14 protein-coding genes, 1 other RNA gene and 1 pseudogene are annotated in these 16512 nt (G+C 42.1%); 12 read left to right on the forward strand and 4 right to left on the reverse strand.

The features are described from left to right. The first annotated feature begins 137 nt into the window (after positions 1-137). From OTG27_RS01675 to OTG27_RS01685, 3 genes and pseudogenes are all read left to right on the forward strand, one after another. The gene (locus tag OTG27_RS01675) at positions 138-716 is read left to right on the forward strand and encodes a recombinase family protein (protein WP_268936035.1); all 579 of its coding nucleotides are present in this window, start codon (positions 138-140) and stop codon (positions 714-716) included. A 600-nt stretch (positions 717-1316) separates the two neighbouring features. Next, complete coding sequence (locus OTG27_RS01680; protein ID WP_268936036.1) at positions 1317-2306, forward strand: hypothetical protein; 990 nt, start codon at positions 1317-1319, stop codon at positions 2304-2306. A 361-nt stretch (positions 2307-2667) separates the two neighbouring features. Continuing rightward, positions 2668-2784 (forward strand): annotated as a pseudogene (locus OTG27_RS01685) (hypothetical protein); the annotation flags it as partial. A gap of 167 nt (positions 2785-2951) precedes the next feature. Here the strand turns inward: OTG27_RS01685 and OTG27_RS01690 are convergent. After that, on the reverse strand, positions 2952-3782 hold the full coding sequence (locus tag OTG27_RS01690; RefSeq protein ID WP_268936037.1) for a M15 family metallopeptidase: 831 nt from the start codon (positions 3780-3782) through the stop codon (positions 2952-2954). Between the two features lie 54 nt (positions 3783-3836). Beyond that, complete coding sequence (locus tag OTG27_RS01695) at positions 3837-4379, reverse strand: hypothetical protein (RefSeq protein ID WP_057278104.1); 543 nt, start codon at positions 4377-4379, stop codon at positions 3837-3839. A gap of 177 nt (positions 4380-4556) precedes the next feature. Between OTG27_RS01695 and secG the strand changes: the two genes are divergently transcribed. The 6 genes from secG to OTG27_RS01725 all read left to right on the forward strand — a co-directional run bounded on the left by secG (position 4557) and on the right by OTG27_RS01725 (position 10263). Then, positions 4557-4790, forward strand: a complete 234-nt coding sequence (gene secG / locus OTG27_RS01700; protein ID WP_034309999.1) for a preprotein translocase subunit SecG — start codon at positions 4557-4559, stop codon at positions 4788-4790. 141 nt (positions 4791-4931) lie between these two features. Then, positions 4932-5678: an alpha/beta hydrolase gene (locus tag OTG27_RS01705; RefSeq protein WP_268936038.1), complete on the forward strand. Its 747-nt coding sequence runs from the start codon at positions 4932-4934 to the stop codon at positions 5676-5678. A gap of 30 nt (positions 5679-5708) precedes the next feature. Then, a complete protein-coding gene (gene rnr / locus OTG27_RS01710) occupies positions 5709-8066 on the forward strand; it encodes a ribonuclease R (protein WP_268936039.1) in 2358 nt (785 codons plus the stop codon). A gap of 68 nt (positions 8067-8134) precedes the next feature. Continuing rightward, on the forward strand, positions 8135-8602 hold the full coding sequence (smpB, locus tag OTG27_RS01715) for an SsrA-binding protein SmpB (protein ID WP_034310006.1): 468 nt from the start codon (positions 8135-8137) through the stop codon (positions 8600-8602). 123 nt (positions 8603-8725) lie between these two features. Beyond that, positions 8726-9087: a transfer-messenger RNA gene (ssrA, locus tag OTG27_RS01720) on the forward strand. 201 nt (positions 9088-9288) lie between these two features. Beyond that, complete coding sequence (locus tag OTG27_RS01725) at positions 9289-10263, forward strand: nuclease-related domain-containing protein (RefSeq protein WP_268936040.1); 975 nt, start codon at positions 9289-9291, stop codon at positions 10261-10263. A 206-nt stretch (positions 10264-10469) separates the two neighbouring features. Here OTG27_RS01725 and OTG27_RS01730 read toward each other — a convergent pair whose 3' ends face one another. Further along, a complete protein-coding gene (locus OTG27_RS01730) occupies positions 10470-10946 on the reverse strand; it encodes a helical membrane plugin domain-containing protein (protein ID WP_034310010.1) in 477 nt (158 codons plus the stop codon). Between the two features lie 18 nt (positions 10947-10964). Then, complete coding sequence (fdhF, locus tag OTG27_RS01735) at positions 10965-13904, reverse strand: formate dehydrogenase subunit alpha (protein ID WP_268936041.1); 2940 nt, start codon at positions 13902-13904, stop codon at positions 10965-10967. Positions 13905-14235: 331 nt separating this feature from the next. Between fdhF and OTG27_RS01740 the strand changes: the two genes are divergently transcribed. The 3 genes from OTG27_RS01740 to OTG27_RS01750 all read left to right on the forward strand — a co-directional run bounded on the left by OTG27_RS01740 (position 14236) and on the right by OTG27_RS01750 (position 16469). Then, positions 14236-14598 (forward strand): Na-translocating system protein MpsC family protein, encoded by a 363-nt coding sequence (locus OTG27_RS01740; RefSeq protein WP_048688083.1) that lies wholly within the window; start codon positions 14236-14238, stop codon positions 14596-14598. A 54-nt stretch (positions 14599-14652) separates the two neighbouring features. After that, complete coding sequence (gene fdhD, locus OTG27_RS01745; protein WP_095679215.1) at positions 14653-15450, forward strand: formate dehydrogenase accessory sulfurtransferase FdhD; 798 nt, start codon at positions 14653-14655, stop codon at positions 15448-15450. Between the two features lie 146 nt (positions 15451-15596). Further along, on the forward strand, positions 15597-16469 hold the full coding sequence (locus tag OTG27_RS01750; RefSeq protein WP_268936043.1) for a LysR family transcriptional regulator: 873 nt from the start codon (positions 15597-15599) through the stop codon (positions 16467-16469). Positions 16470-16512 lie beyond the last annotated feature (43 nt).

Raw genomic sequence — 16512 nt, forward strand, 5'->3', positions numbered from 1 at the left:
GAGGAATCCTTCTTATTTTGTTTGAAATGTATCATTTAACTACACCCAATTGGAATGAATACTTGACCCCGTAATAATACCACTTCATAATGTATCATATACATGTATCATAATTATGCGAGAAAAGGTGATGGAATATGAGATATGGCTATGGCAGGGTTTCTTCATTAGGGCAGAATCTGACGGCACAGATCAACCAATTAAAAGAAAATGGCTGTGAAATGATATATAAGGAAAAGGTCAGTGGCAGAAAGAAGGATAACAGGGGGGAGTTTAAAAAACTACTAGAGACAGTCAAAGATGGTGACACTGTGGTTGTTACAAAGTTAGACCGATTTGCAAGAAGTACCAAGGATGCATTAAGTACAATTGAGTTACTTAACCAAAAGAATGTGAGTCTAGTTGTCTTAAATATGGGTGGTGATAAGGTAGATACCTCAACTGCTATCGGTAAATTAATGATAACAGTATTAAGTGGTATAGCTGAATTTGAAGCTGACATGATTAAAGAAAGACAATTGGAAGGCATTGAGTTGGCTAAGCAAAGAGGTGTATATAAAGGTAGACCTCAAAAGTACACCGATAAGCATAAAGGATTACATCATGCTCTGGAGCTTTTCAACAATAGGGACACGAATAAAATGACGGTTAATGAGATATCTGACATAACTAAGATAAGCAGGGCTACCTTATATAGAGCGGTAAAAGAAAAGTAGCGAAGGGTTGCCTATCAAACTTAGATACAGAAAACTTTATATGACTTGACGATTTGATGTATTGGATCGGGTAAAGGATTGGTATTATTGCCTAATTCAGACTTTGGGATAGTTCAGCTGTGGTTGATTTTTACGAAATACCAGATAATGCAGTCCAGTCATTGATAAACCACAATAATGTTGAACTTTCATTAGGTAGATACGGTCTTTATAAGAGAGGCGATATTCTGAACGTTTTAAATGGACTAGTTGTCCATTTAGAAAGTCTTAAAGGTAAAGTAACTGCTATGAGGGAGAATGGAGATCAAGTGGTTATGTTCTGAATCGTGGATTGCTATCTTCCCTCACAGAGCAATCTTACGTGGTGGAAAAGGTGAGGGGGGTATTTCCCACATTATAAGTCCCTGTATCTAAGAGATATGAGCATAGTAGGTATAGGCTCACGTCATAGATATACACGATTCCATGCAAGGAAGTCAATTTTCTCTCCAACTCTTCTAAGTAAGCATCTTAATGTATGTTTATCTCAATTAATCTTCCATTATATTCTATATTTTGGTATATTGAGTTTATAAATGGTAGATGGGGGAAAAGATATATATGGATAAAAGTATTATTGATGAGGAGTTGGATATTCCATTTGATGATGTGCAACTAGAAAATGGATTTATAAATGTTTTAAACAAACCAACTAATATGTATTTTCAAGAAATGCATTTATCTTTTGGAGCAGACCGTTGTATTTCAAATGGACATATGCCAAGAACCAAACACGAGGTATATAGTGGTTTTAAAAAGGTTGAACAAAAAAACATCATTATTGACACAGAAATTGTAAATTTACCTTTCACTGTTGTTAATGGCAGAGGGAAACCTGCAGAAACAGCTTTTACGACTCGGGATAATCGAAAAATTTATTTAGTTCCTGATCATACTCCTACAAGGATTTTGAACGATTTGGCACATCATAGGGAAGGCTTTGAAATGTTGTTAGCTCAATCTGCAATTGACAAGGGTATATATGATACTTGGGATAGAGAAATGAAAAGACTTGATGTTGGTGAAAGAACAGCAGCTAGTATAATACATGAATTTGGACATATACTAACATATAGGGCTATGGATAATAACGGAATTGAACAGTTAATGGATGTTTATGATTGGCTGGATGATTCTGGTTATCTTGACAATTGTGCTTCTCGGATAGTATCCTTTAGTGATAGAGATCCCTTTTGGAAGATAAATGTAGCTATTGAACAAATTGCTGAGGACTATAGAGTTAGCTTTGACATTAGAGAAAGTTACGGAATGTCAAGTTTGCCTCATTGTATTACTTACGTTCAGGACATAATCAAACCTGACAATTTTTTGAGAGGAGTTGAGATTATGACAAATTTACTTCAACTTGGTAAAGCGAAAAAGAAGATTAACGAAATAAAAGCAAATCCTTTGGATATAGTTCTTCCCTTCGGTGAGGCTAGTCGTTCCTCTTTCACTTCACGGTTTACACAAGGTGATCCAACTCCTCTGACCGATAAAGATAAAGATAAAGATAGAGAATTGATTAGAAAATATGAGAATTCACTGTAATATAACAAAAAGCATCCGTTTGGGTGCTTTTTTATTTGCTTAATAATAAGTAGGACAAATGACCAAATCTAAGGGTGTAGAAATTAAATTCAATTAAAAGTAGCGTTTTGCACTTTGAAACTAAAAATTTTGGGCAATTGAATGAAAACCTTTATTAGTGGCTAAAAGAGGAGTATTTTCATTTTATACCTGAAATTTGAAAGTTAAAACTGCTATTACTTAAGTTTATGATATAATTAAAGTACTTCATACATAGCTTGAATTTATTGAAAATGCTAGTCATGAAGTAAGCAATACAACTACATATAAATAAGAGTAACAGTGATAATAAAAGTTGATATGATCCTGTTTTTACTGATGTTCCATGTCCCGTACGGACCGTATCGCTAAATACAACCAACTTCTTCGCATCGAAGACCAGCTTGGTGACTTGGCTGTATATGGCGGCTTGAAATCTTTCTATAACTTGAAAAAGTAATCTTTGCTAGAAGATGGATTACAGAAATTTTCCCTCCTATTCAATGTGGCCAGCCACATTGAATAGGAGGTTTTTTATGTCCATAAATCAGTGAGTGCTTCCAGCTTGAAGGGATTTAATCAAACGTTTGATTAATAAAAAAAGGTGCCGCATCAGGGCACCTTTTTTCATTTATCCGATACAGCTTCCACTGGTACGGCATTATAGTATTCTTCTAATGTAATCTTCGCTTCAAAGATTTCAGTTGCGGCATCGACACCAACATAGCGGATATGCCATGGTTCGTATTTATAACCCGTGATGTTTTCCTTGCCTTCAGGGTAACGGATGATAAATCCGTATTCATGTGCATGTTCAGCAAGCCAGGCCGCTTCATTCGTCTCACCGAAGCAGTCTTGGGCAGCGCATGCCCCATCGTGGGTCGTGACATCGATCGCCAGGCCCGTTTCATGCTCGCTTGTCCCAGGCATTGCACTGTAGGTTTTCGCCTTTTCTTCCCCGTCCTTAGCCACATAGTTATTAAAGACCTCGATCTGTCTTTGGTGAGAGCGGTAAGCGGAAACGCCGGCAAAGTGCATGTTTTCTTTTTCGGCAGCTTGGAACATTAATTCAAGTGCCTTTCCCGCTTCCTCTCGCATCATTCTTTTTTCAATTTTATCTTCAAAGATGAAATCCACTTTTGGGTAGATGAGGTCAGCAGGTTTGTAATCTTCAGGCAGGCTGTATTGTTTATTGACAAGTACAGGAATGCCTTCCGGATGGGCTAATGTCTGAAGGCCAGCCTGTCCGGGTTTAGCCGTTTCATCAACTTCCACCTGGCGTTGGGCCGATTCTTTTGAATCATTATTCTTGTCGGTCTCAGTCTCCTTCTCAGTCTCCTGGGAGCTCGGTTGTTCTTCTTTTTGCTCTTTTTCATGCTCGCTTGTCAGGTCGGATGAACAGCCAGCCATCAGAATGAAAGATGATAGAGCGGTTGCTGCAAATATAGGTTTTAACATATGAAAGGCCCCTTGCTTTTAATATAAGATTTCCAATAAAAGTAGTTTTGAAAATTATCGTGATAAGTAATCCCTTGTTAATTCACTTTGATATTTATCAAGAAATAAGCCAATCCAGACGACCATCAGTAAAAATGGATAATCGTTACGGATTGCGGTTTCCACGACGGGATCAGACCAAAAGCTCGAAAGGAAACCGGATGACATCCTGATTGTCTCGAATGTGACAAGGGCATGAAGCGATAACCAAAGAATCGTAAGGGTATTGGTCCCGAACCCAATGACCGCCGCTATGACGCTCAGCAAGGCAGCTGCTGCCCCGATTAGGAGGACATGGAAGCTTGATTGGAAAAAGTCGATACCGCTATTGGAAAGTCCATTATAAATAATAGCAGTAAAATAAACGGTTGTCGTGATATATGCAGCAAATAATAAGTATCGATTTCCGTGATACTTTGCCAGCAGCAATAGAAGCGGTGATAGGATGATTAATAGGACGCTGATGAAATTGCTTCCGCCTGCCCATAAAGAATAGCCGGCAACCGCCGAGAATAGGATGGTCAGGAGATCAAGAATCCGTAGTATGGACTTAAACATGTTGACACCTCTTTCTCTATTTATGCAAATTATCTCAAACTTTGATTCAAAAAGAAAATAAATGACTATGGGTTTTTAGGAATTCTTACCATCATAGTATAACAAAGATTGTGGATATTTATTGGGTGTGGTAAAGTTAAAGTAATTGTTTATTGGTTCTTCAGGAGGTGTAATTGCATGCATGCATTTCTCATAACGCTTTTAGTGATTGTCAGTATCGCCCTCATTGTGACGGTATTGCTTCAATCAGGTAAGAGTGCAGGTTTATCAGGTGCGATTGCCGGCGGTGCTGAGCAGTTATTCGGAAAGCAAAAGGCACGCGGTTTGGACCTGGTTTTACATCGTGCGACAATAGTATTGGCGATTCTATTCTTTGCTTTAACTTTACTTGTTGCATACTTTGATGTGTAATGGATCAAAAATGAGTCTAGCTAAATAGCTAGGCTTTTTTCTTTGCACAATAGTTGCATGAATAGATATAGTGATTTTAGTACTTAATTATAGGATAGGGATTTTTTAAAATTCTATTTACTGATAAAGGAGTTTAAGGTCATGAAAATCAAGCTGCAGCAGCCCTTTACTTTTGAAGGCGGAAAAAGGGCTGTCTTACTTTTACATGGGTTCACGGGGAATTCAGCGGATGTACGGATGCTGGGCCGTTACTTGGAGAAACAGGGATACACCTGCCATGCCCCGCACTATGAAGGGCATGGCGTTCCCCCAGAGGAGCTGGTGAAAACAGGTCCGGAAGATTGGTGGGAAGATGTCATGATGGGCTATGATTTCCTGAAAAGCAAAGGCCATGAAGAAATTGCTGTTGCCGGACTCTCATTAGGAGGCGTATTTTCTCTTAAATTAGGTTACACTGTACCTATAAAGGGTATCGTAACAATGTGTGCGCCTATGTATATCAAAAGTGAAGAAATGATGTTTAAAGGAGTATTGGAGTACGCCAGAGAATTTAAGAAGTATGAAGGAAAAACTCAAGAGCAAATAGAGCTTGAAATGGACCTCCTTGCCGATAAACCGATGAATACATTGAAAGCCCTTCAGGAATTGATAACGGATGTACGGGAGCACGTCGATCTTATTTATGCTCCGACATTTGTCGTGCAGGGCCGGCATGATGATGTTATCAATCCAAAAAGTGCCGATATTATTATTGATTCCGTAGAATCACCGGTCAAAAAAATCAAGTGGTATGAAGAATCTGGTCATGTCATAACCCTTGATAAAGAAAAAGACGAGCTGCATGAAGATGTATTGGAATTTTTAGAAAGCCTTGATTGGTCCGAATAACAAAAATATACCCTGAATAGGAGGGTTTTCATGGAAGATAACATTCAAGAACATATTAATAAGCTTCTGACATACATGACGGATGAAGCGTATAAGCCGCTAACGGTACAAGAACTGGAAGAGGCTTTGAAAATCGAAGACTCGGCAGATTTCAAGAATTTCGTTAAGGCTTTAGTAAAAATGGAAGAAAAGGGATTGGTGGTCAGGACGAGGAGCAATCGTTACGGCCTGCCGCAAAAAATGAATTTGTTCCGCGGTAAATTAACGGGGCACGCAAAGGGGTTTGCCTTTGTCACACCTGAAGACAACCCGGGAATGGATGATATTTTCATTCCGCCAAATGAAACGGGCACAGCGATGCATGGAGATGTCGTCATGGTACGGGTATCTTCGGAAACATCGGGCTCAAGGCAAGAAGGCACGGTCATCAGAATACTTGAACGCGGAATTACACAAGTGGTCGGTACATACTCCGAAAGTAAAAGTTTTGGTTTCGTCATCCCTGATGATAAAAAGATCGCAAACGATATCTTCATTCCACAGCATGCTTCACATGGAGCGGTAGAGGGACATAAGGTTGTCGTCAAGCTTACTTCTTATCCTGAGGGTCGCATAAGTGCCGAAGGTGAAGTCATTGAGATTCTTGGCCATAAAAATGATCCTGGTGTGGATATTCTTTCCGTGATCCATAAGTATGGTTTGCCGATGGAGTTCCCGGATGACGTCATGGAGCAGGCCAATGCCGTTTCCGATACCATTCAAGAAAGTGAAATTGGCAACCGCAGGGACTTGCGTAATGATGTTTTGGTTACGATTGATGGAGCGGATGCAAAGGATCTGGATGATGCCGTCACTGTTTCCAAGCTTGAGAATGGCAATTACAAGCTGGGCGTTCATATTGCTGATGTCAGTCATTACGTGAAGGAAGGTTCTCCAATCGATAAGGAAGCCCTGGAAAGAGGGACGAGCGTGTATTTGGTGGACAGGGTCATCCCGATGATCCCGCATCGTTTATCGAATGGCATTTGTTCCTTGAACCCACAAGTCGATCGTTTTACACTCTCATGTGAAATGGAAATCACGCCGGATGGCAAAGTCGTCAACCATGATATTTTTGAAAGTGTCATTAAGACGACGGAACGTATGACATATGGCAATGTGAACAAAATCCTTGTCGATAAAGATGAAGAACAGCTTGAACGCTATGAAGCGTTGGTGCCGATGTTCCAGGACATGGAGAAGTTAGCGGCCATCCTTCGTAAAAACCGGATGAACCGCGGCGCGATCGACTTTGATTTCAATGAAGCGAAAGTCATCGTTGATGAAGAGGGCCATCCGACTGATGTGGTTTTACGTGAAAGGTCGGTTGCGGAAAAGCTGATTGAAGAGTTCATGCTTGCAGCTAATGAAACCGTTGCTGAGCATTTCCACCGTCTTGACCTACCGTTCATTTACCGTATTCATGAAGATCCAAAGCCGGAAAAACTGCAGCGTTTCTTCGAATTCATTACGAACTTCGGATACATTGTAAGGGGATCGGCCAATGACGTCCATCCTAAGGCGTTACAGGAAATCATTGAGGCGGTTGCCGGTAAGCCGGAAGAAACGGTCATATCCACCGTCATGCTTCGTTCCATGCAACAGGCGAAATATGATCCGGAGAGCTTAGGCCACTTTGGTTTATCTGCTGAGTTTTATACACATTTCACATCGCCGATTCGCCGTTACCCGGATTTGATCGTGCACAGGCTGATCAGGACCTACTTGGTGGAAGGTAAAATGGATGAAGCTACGAAGGAGAAATGGAATGCCAATTTACCTGAGATTGCCGATCATACATCGAAACGTGAACGTCGCTCAGTCGATGCCGAGCGGGAAACGGATGATCTGAAAAAAGCGGAATACATGCTGGATAAAATCGGCGAGGAATATACCGGGATCATTGGTTCAGTCACCAATTTCGGGATGTTCGTCGAGCTGCCGAACACGATTGAAGGACTTGTCCATGTCAGCTTCATGACGGATGATTATTACCGCTTCGATGAGCGTCAGCTAGCAATGATCGGGGAACGTACCGGTAATGTGTTCCGGATTGGCGATGAAATCGACGTACGGGTTTCCAACGTCAATAAAGAGGAACGCGCCATCGACTTTGAAATTATCGGCATGAAGGTAAGCCGTCCGCGTCCATCCGGCGAGAAGAAAATATTCAAAGCCAATTCAGGTGAACGCAAACGCGGCCGAGGCGGTAATGGGGGACGTAAGGAAGGAAAAGGCGGCGAGCGTAATGGAGATTCGACTTCTTCTGGAAGAAAATCGAAAAAGAAGAAAAAATTCTTTGAAAATGCGCCAGCTGCCAAGCGCAAGAGAAAACCTAAAAAGAGATAAAGATTCAGGCGGGGGGATGATCATTACATCCTCTCGCTGCGATTGGATGTAAAAAAGGGGAGAGTTAGATGCCAAAAGGCTCAGGTAAACAACTAGCACAAAATAAAAAAGCGTATCATGATTTCTTTATTGAACAAACGTTTGAAGCAGGAATCGTTTTAAAAGGGACCGAAATCAAAGCAATCCGTGCGGCCCGAGTGAATTTGAAGGATGCCTTTGCTAAAATAGAAAATGGTGAAGTTTATCTTCATAATATGCATGTCAGCCCTTATGAGCAGGGAAACCAGTTTAACCATGATCCGTTACGGACACGGAAGCTTCTTTTGCATAAGAAAGAAATCAGTAAACTGATCGGGGAAACAAAGGTAACAGGTTACACCATCGTCCCGTTGAAAATGTATTTAAAGAATGGCTTTGCCAAAGTTTTAATCGGACTTGGAAAAGGGAAGAAACAATATGACAAGCGTGATGACCTGAAGAAGAAGGAAGCGAAGCGTGATATTGAACGTGCTTTCCGTGATCGTCAGAAGATGTAGAACTGCCAAGACCTTACAATTGATTTTTTGAGCCAATCTGTTATAATTAATCCTGTACCGATGACAATTGAATATCAGCCAACTTGCTGACTATTCTTCTCTCGTACGCTCCATTTCTATCATGGGGACGTTACGGATTCGACAGGGATAGTTCGAGCTTAAGTTGCGAGTCGAGGGGATCGGCCTCGTTAAAACGTCAACGCCTATAACTGGCAAACAAAACAACAACCTAGCTTTCGCTGCTTAATAACAGTCGATAGCTGTTCCTCCCTCCATGGCCCACGTGGTAGGGTAAGGGACTCACTCTAAGTGGGATACGCCGGAATCCACCGTCTGAGGATGAAGGAAGAGACCAATCAGACTAGCTGCTCTGCCGCCTGTCGATAGGCTAATGAGTTCGCGAAATGCGAATATATCGACTACACTCGTAGAAGCTTAAGTGCCGTTATGTCTGGACGTGGGTTCGACTCCCACCGTCTCCACCAATACATATATTGGTGGTTTTTTATTTGGTTTTTTTTCGTCGTTTTTGTCGAAAAATCGATAAATCGAATAATTCGCAGATATATCAGGGTTTTTCGTTGATATATCTCCAGTTTCGAAGATATATTCCCGATTTCGCAGATAAACTGTACAATTTCCTTCATTTGCTGTAGAATCCTTTTGAAGAAAATAGGATTGGAGCGATGAAATTGATTGTAAAAAAACGAAAAGTTCCTCTTGCCGTCCGCAAATTACGTGCATTAGCGTGCAGGCTTCCTCCGAATCACCCTAAAGTTCCCTTAATCATGAACGATCTCAATAAAAGGGAAGCGGGCTATAAAGGGGAATGTTCCATTGATTTTCCATTAAGCTTTCTTGAACCGAAAAGCCATTTCATCTTCCACGATTTAAGGCTTCAGGATCAATCCCGATTTTTTCAGCTGGATACCTTATTAATCTCCAAGAAATATGCGCTTATCATTGAAGTGAAGAACATTGCAGGGTCGATCTATTTTGATCCGCATTTCAATCAGCTCATTCGAACGATAGAAGGAAAAGAAACGGCCTTTCCAGATCCCATCATACAAGTCAGCCGCCAGGAATCACAATTGACCAATTGGTTCTTGAAAAACGGTTTTCCCTCACTGCCCATCCTTTCATTGATTGTCATCAGTAATCCCCAAACCATCATCCGTACAGCCCTTGAAAACCATGAACTCCACTATAAAGTTATCCATCGCGATGCACTTCCCGCTAAAATTAATCAAATGGAGCATTCCATAACAGAATCCAGTTTTAGTGAGAAAGATTTGAAGAAAGCAATTCGCGTAATGAATAAACACCACATCGATGCGGACTTTTCCATTCTGGAACGATACAATCTTACCGAAAAGGACGTAATTAAAGGAGTGATTTGTGAGAATTGTAAGGGCAATAAATTATTTAGAAGGCATGGCACATGGCTTTGCAATCAATGCCAACTCTCCAGTAAAAAAGCACATATCCCGGCTTTACGAGATTATTTTTATCTATTAGGCTCGACCATAACGAATCGGCAATTGAGGAACTTTTTAAACATTTCCTCTTCATCCAGTGCAACGAGGATCTTGCAATCATTGAATCTGACAAGCAGTGGTGCGAATAAGGGGAGGGTGTACAGCCTGTATTTTGATGAGTGACTTTAACTCGTTTCTTTATATTCACATCAACATTTTGAAAATTTTTACTGAGCCTAGGTGTAATTCTTTTGCTCTTAATTTTTTCTTCTTGATTCATTACACATCCACTCCAATGCTAATCTTATCCAACGCTGCACTTTCAGCAGTTTTGCAGCAACTATAGAAAAAGACTCAAAAGAAGCTTCTCTTGAGTCTTTGTTCCGTTTCTATTCTTTTAATTCCTTGCCCATTCCCTTGAGGAAGTGGACGCCAAAGCCGATCGCCCTGTTTATGTCTGGGTCATTCAATGTTTTCATTAATTCCAGAACACCGATCTTCTTATCGGCCTGAAGGAATTTGTTTCCTTCATCGATTCCTGCAAGTGCACTGTTCAGCAGTTTCGTGGATTGTGCGGCATCGGCGTTCATCAAGGCTCCTGTTGCACCCATAAGGGTATTGATCAGGTTTGTTACAGGTTGCCTTGTGATTTGTTGAAGTGCGATTTTCGCTATTTGTTCTTTTCCTTGAAGCATGGAGGTCGCGGCTTCGAATACTCCCGAGTCATTCAGTTCATTGACGATTTTAAACATATTGTTCAAGGCATCTTCATTATCGGTGATCAGCGTTTTCAGTTCCTCCAGTTTTTGTAGCTTTATCTCTTCCTCAGTAATGGGATTATGGATTTCCGTTATAGGAGCTGCCATGATCTTCACCCTCCTTGTTTAATTTTCCGTTAAGTGAACATACCCTGGACGGGCCCACTTACGTTCAACCTCGACACCATTTTGAGGATGACGTTTTTTGTTCCGTGGATTGGTACCCGGTAATGGAATGTCTCCGCTTGCGCTTAATACTTCCATGCGGACCATCGTCTGTTTGTAAGCAGGCGTGCTTGTGCGTCGATCATAGATGGGACCGGTCAGGAAGTTGATGGCAGAGTCTTTATCGACGGAGTTCATCGGTAAAAATAGCTCATTATTTTTAACACGGTCTGTGATCAATGCTTTTAACTTAACGGCCCCGAATGGAGACACCAAGCGAACGAGTCCGCCATCACTGACTTTACGTTCTTTGGCAAGTTCTGGTGACACCTCGACGAAAATATCAGGTACTTTCGATTGGATTCCATTGGACTTGTTCGTCATATTGCCTTCATGGAAATGCTCCAGCATGCGTCCATTATTGATATGAAGGTCATATTCTTCCGGGAATTTATGAGGTTCCACCCAGTCAGCCAGTGCAAAGCGCGCTTTTTTATCAGGGAAGTTGAAGCCATCTACATAAAGAAGGGGCGTGCTTGATCCATCATGGCTCCCCCAGAGGAAGCTGTTCCATCCTTCCAGCACTTCGTAATTCGCTTGGCTGAATATCGGTGACAGGCTTGCCATTTCGTCATAGATTTCACTAGGGTGAGAGTAATTCCAATTTGCACCTAAGCGGTTGGCGATTTCTTGGGTGATTTCCCAGTCCGCCTTAGAATCTCCCATAGTGGGAAGGGCTTTATATAATCGCTGTACACGGCGCTCCGTATTGGTGAACGTTCCGTCTTTTTCAAGAGATGGAGCTCCGGGCAATACCACGTCGGCATATTGGGCTGTCCTTGAAAGGAAAATATCCTGGACAACAAAGAAGTCCAATCCGGATAACACTTTATCAACATGGTTGGCATCCGCATCAACAAGAGCCATATCTTCACCTACAAGATACATCGCCTTCATGTCACCTTTTTCTATCGATTTAAGCATTTCAATATTGTTCAAGCCTGGTTGGCCAGCGATTTTCACTCCATAAGCTTTTTCGAATTTAGCACGTGCCACGTCATCGGTAACATGCTGATATCCCGGAAGCCATGTTGGAAGGGTACCCATATCGCAAGCGCCCTGTACATTGTTGTGGCCGCGAAGCGGATAGGCTCCCGCTCCTGGACGACGGTAGTTACCCGTAGCCAATAGCAGGTTGGAAATTGCCGCCGAAGTATCGGAGGCACCGGTGTTTTGTGTTACGCCCATACCCCAAAGAATGCATGTACCGTCTGCATCGCGAATGGCCTCAGCTATTTGGATCAATGTTTCTTTAGAAATACCTGTATGTGTTTCTGCATATTCCAGGGTATATTTCTCAAGTACTTCTTTATAATCGTCGAAGAAGTTAACATTTTCATTGATGAATTCTTGATCATGCCAGCCTTGATCGATCATATATTTTGTAACCGCCATCAACCAGACTTGATCCGTTCCTTGTTTTGGGCTGATATGGATGTCGGAACGTTCGGCCATTTCGTTTTTGCGGATGTCAGCTACAATCAGCTTTTGTCCGTGAAGCTTGTGTGCCCGTTTAACGCGTGTCGCCAGTACGGGATGTCCTTCTGCCGGGTTAGCCCCAACGATGATGACAAGTCCTGCTGCGGCGATATCCTTGATCGTACCAGCATCTCCGCCCATGCCGACTGTACGGAACAGTCCGTCTGTTGCCGGGGATTGACAGTAACGCGAGCAGTTGTCGACGTTATTCGTTTCGAACATTTGCCGTGCCAGTTTTTGAATGACATAGTTTTCTTCATTCGTGATCTTGGATGAGGAAATGAAGCCTACTGAATTTCCGCCGTATTGCTGTTTGATCGAACCCAGTCTGGACGCAACCAAATCAAGTGCTTCATCCCAGCTTGATTCAACGAATCTTCCGTTTTTCCGAATCAGGGGCTTTGTCAAACGTTCTTCCGAATTTACGAAGTCCCAACCGAATTTCCCTTTGACACATGTGGATATCGCATTGACGGGTGCTTCATGAGTAGGTTGGACTTTAAGGATTTTACGGCCTTTTGTCCAGACTTCGAATGTGCACCCTACCCCACAGAACGTACAGACCGTTTTTGTCTTCTTCGTCCGTGTCTCTCGCATTGCCGCTTCAATCTCCGAAATGGCAAAAATCCCGCTGTATCCAGGTTCCACTTCTTTGACAAGGTCGATCATCGGTTCCAGCATATCGTTTTTCAAGCCTGACATGAAACCAGCTTCGCCAAGCATCGATTTTTCCATTAATGCATTACATGGACAAATCGTTACACACTGTCCGCAGCCTACACAAGATGAGTTATTGATTTCCGTTCCTTCATCCCATATTACCCGAGGGCGTTCTGCTTCCCAGTCGATGGACAGCGTCTCGTTGACCTGAAGGTTTTGGCACACTTCAACACATTGCCCGCATGCGATGCATTGATTGGCATCATAGCGGTAAAATGGATGGGACATATCGACGGCACCCAATTCCACTTTCGGTGTATAAGGATATTTTTGGTGTTCAATTTCCATTAATTCTGCTGTGTTATGTAGTTTGCAATTTCCGTTATTATTATCACATACAGTACAGTATAAAGAATGGTTTTCCAGTATCCGGTCCATGGCCTCGGTTTGGGCTTCTTTTGCCTTGCTTGAGTCCAAGGCTATATCCATGCCGCTCACTGCTTTTGTCGAACATGACCGGACGAGTTTCCCATTAACTTCGACGATGCATGTGTCGCATGTTTGGATCGGGTCCACCTCAGGAACATAACAAATCTGTGGATGGGCCATCTCATTTTGGTTGATGACCTCCAGTATTGTCGCACCTTCATTAGCGGTATAAGCCTTCCCGTTGATTGTGATGGTGATGTTTGAATCGATCATTATATTTCCCCCTTTTATAGCCAAAAGACGCAAAAAAACCACCATGATTACACCTCCGTCTCTGAACGGAAATGTAGGTCATGGTGGAATAGTTTAATAGCAAAGCTTGCCAATATACCAATCCATACCATAATGGATAATTTTAAAAAAGATAGGACACAACAGTACACTATCATGCTCCCAACTTTCATCATTGATATTATACCTTTTATCATGAAAAGAAACAATCCTGGAAAGAGGGTATCATTCCCAAATTCCTTTCGTTTTTCTTCGCGTTGATTTATGATAAGAAAATTGAGAACTATTTTTCTTGAAATGGAGTGACGCAACGGTGTCAAAAGTTATCCATGAATTCAATGATATGATTCGTAAGCTGCGCAAGGAACTATTCGGTAAAGGACCAGAACGCATACACACGGTTTTCGTGGAAAATATGGCCGTTTCTACGTTATATGGAAATTTGACTCCTACGGAAATGTTCATATCAAGATCGGAGGAAGGAAGGGATATGGTCCATTCTGCACGAACCAAAATGGTTCAGGATGTGTATTCGGAGAGTCCTCCCGATGGAATGGAAGATCTGGTTGGAGCTAAACTGCTCCATTTGTTTTCAGACATCAAAATCAAGGAAAACATAGCGATTTCCGTATTCGTATTTGATAAGAATATAGCGGACAAACTCAACGGGCATTGACCATGTTCCTTACATTTGGTCAATTGGCTCCTGGATAGTAAAAGGAGTGGGAACATGAAAGCGATTGAAATCAAGAGGGACATCATCCGGATAACCAAAGGTAACATCGAGCGGACGGAAGATGCGATCGTAACGGAGCATCCCGTTACTGTCAAAATAAATGGCCAGGAATTCGTCACGATGGTTTGTACACCTGAATACATCGAGGATATGGTGATTGGTTATTTGGCTTCGGAAGGAATCATCAAAAAATATGATGAGATAAAAGAAGTCTGGGTCCAGGAAAAAGAAGGCTTTGTTCATGTGAAGACGGATAAAGTGAATCCCTACTTCCAGGACTTTCAAAATAAGCGGTATATTACATCATGCTGCGGAATGAGCAGACAAGGTTTCGTCTTTGTAAATGATGCATTGACTGCAAAGAAAATGGATGATGTTTCGGTGAAACTGACTCCTGATGACTGCTTCCGCTTGATGAAGGACTTACAAAATTCTGCTGTCACTTTCCAGAATACGGGCGGAGTCCACAATGCCGCTTTATGTGATGCCAATGGGCTCGTATTAAGCAGGATGGACATCGGACGGCATAACGCCTTGGACAAAATATACGGCCATTGCTTGAAAAATGGCATTTCGATGGAAGGGAAGGCTATCGTGTTCAGCGGCCGGATTTCATCGGAAATTCTTTTGAAAGTGGCGAAAATCGGCTGTGAACTGATACTCTCGAAATCCGCTCCAACTGAATTGGCTTTGGAGTTGGCTGAAGGATTGGGAATCACGACGGTCGGGTTCATTCGCAATGATTCACTGAATATCTACACATGTCCTGAAAGGATTCTATTGAATGACTGAGCATCCTTCGCTGGAAGGATGCTTATCTGAAAGTCCTGCCGGTTTGGCCTGGGCTTTTTTGTATTTGTAAAAGGATATATCCAACAGGCCATTTATGGTACAGTTTTTATAAAACATTCAAGGGAATTCGTATCGGGGGAAGGGTTATGAACGAAAGGGATTGGCATATTTTAAAGGTGTTGCATGAACACAGGAATATTACTAAAACGGCGCAAAGTTTATATATCTCGCAACCTTCTTTAACGAAACGGATTCAACAAATAGAGAAGGAATTCAATCTGAAGATTGTGGAGCGGGGAACTAGGGGAGTGCAATTCACCCCTCAAGGTGAATATTTGGCCATCTGTGCAGATGAGATGCTGATCAGGCTCCGGCAGATAAAAGAGACAGCATTCAATATGGGTCAGGAGATCAGTGGAACATTACGGCTGGGTGTTTCCAACTATATTACGCTGCATAAGCTGCCTGGCCTGCTGAAAATTTTTCGTGAGCGATTTCCTAAAGTGGATTTCCATGTGACAACCGGCTGGAGTAAAGAAGTGCTGAACCTCATTTATAAGGAAGAAGTGCATGTCGGGATTGTTCGGGGGGATTATCAATGGTCAGGATCAAGGCATCATCTTTTTGAGGAAACGATTTGCATTGCTTCCAAGGAAGAAATCGAAGTCCGGAACCTGCCTTTCCTGCCGAGGATCGATTATGGGACAGATGCCCTTTTGAAAACAATGATCGATAATTGGTGGAGAGACAATTTTTCCGGACCTCCTTTGGTGGGGATGGAAGTGGACAAAGGGGATACATGCAAGGAAATGGTCAAGAATGGCCTGGGATATGGCATCCTCCCCAGTGTTTTATTGGAGAATGACCAAAACCTCCGTCAAATGGACCTTAAGGACAAGCAAGGTAATCCCCTTATCAGGAATACATGGATGTTATATCATGAAAAGTCGCAGGAATTAAAACTGGTCAAAGAGTTTGTCGAATTTGTCAAAGGCGTCGATTTCATGAGGGATATTTAACTGAAGCGCAGAAACCTCTGTGCTTTTTTATCATTCCTTTTTT

It is taken from the genome of Peribacillus sp. AS_2 (genome assembly GCF_026891895.1).
GTDB lineage: Bacteria > Bacillota > Bacilli > Bacillales > DSM-1321 > Peribacillus > Peribacillus frigoritolerans.

Excerpts from the sequence above, each read along its gene's own strand:
- fdhD (WP_095679215.1), top strand. The coding sequence starts at position 14,653 with ATGAAAGCGATTGAAATCAAGAGGGACATCATCCGGATAACCAAAGGT.
- OTG27_RS01750 (WP_268936043.1), top strand. The coding sequence starts at position 15,597 with ATGAACGAAAGGGATTGGCATATTTTAAAGGTGTTGCATGAACACAGG.
- OTG27_RS01680 (WP_268936036.1), top strand. The coding sequence starts at position 1,317 with ATGGATAAAAGTATTATTGATGAGGAGTTGGATATTCCATTTGATGAT.
- smpB (WP_034310006.1), top strand. The coding sequence starts at position 8,135 with ATGCCAAAAGGCTCAGGTAAACAACTAGCACAAAATAAAAAAGCGTAT.
- rnr (WP_268936039.1), top strand. The coding sequence starts at position 5,709 with ATGGAAGATAACATTCAAGAACATATTAATAAGCTTCTGACATACATG.
- OTG27_RS01675 (WP_268936035.1), top strand. The coding sequence starts at position 138 with ATGAGATATGGCTATGGCAGGGTTTCTTCATTAGGGCAGAATCTGACG.
- OTG27_RS01695 (WP_057278104.1), bottom strand. The coding sequence starts at position 4,379 with ATGTTTAAGTCCATACTACGGATTCTTGATCTCCTGACCATCCTATTC.
- OTG27_RS01725 (WP_268936040.1), top strand. The coding sequence starts at position 9,289 with ATGAAATTGATTGTAAAAAAACGAAAAGTTCCTCTTGCCGTCCGCAAA.
- secG (WP_034309999.1), top strand. The coding sequence starts at position 4,557 with ATGCATGCATTTCTCATAACGCTTTTAGTGATTGTCAGTATCGCCCTC.
- OTG27_RS01705 (WP_268936038.1), top strand. The coding sequence starts at position 4,932 with ATGAAAATCAAGCTGCAGCAGCCCTTTACTTTTGAAGGCGGAAAAAGG.
- fdhF (WP_268936041.1), bottom strand. The coding sequence starts at position 13,904 with ATGATCGATTCAAACATCACCATCACAATCAACGGGAAGGCTTATACC.
- OTG27_RS01690 (WP_268936037.1), bottom strand. The coding sequence starts at position 3,782 with ATGTTAAAACCTATATTTGCAGCAACCGCTCTATCATCTTTCATTCTG.
- OTG27_RS01730 (WP_034310010.1), bottom strand. The coding sequence starts at position 10,946 with ATGGCAGCTCCTATAACGGAAATCCATAATCCCATTACTGAGGAAGAG.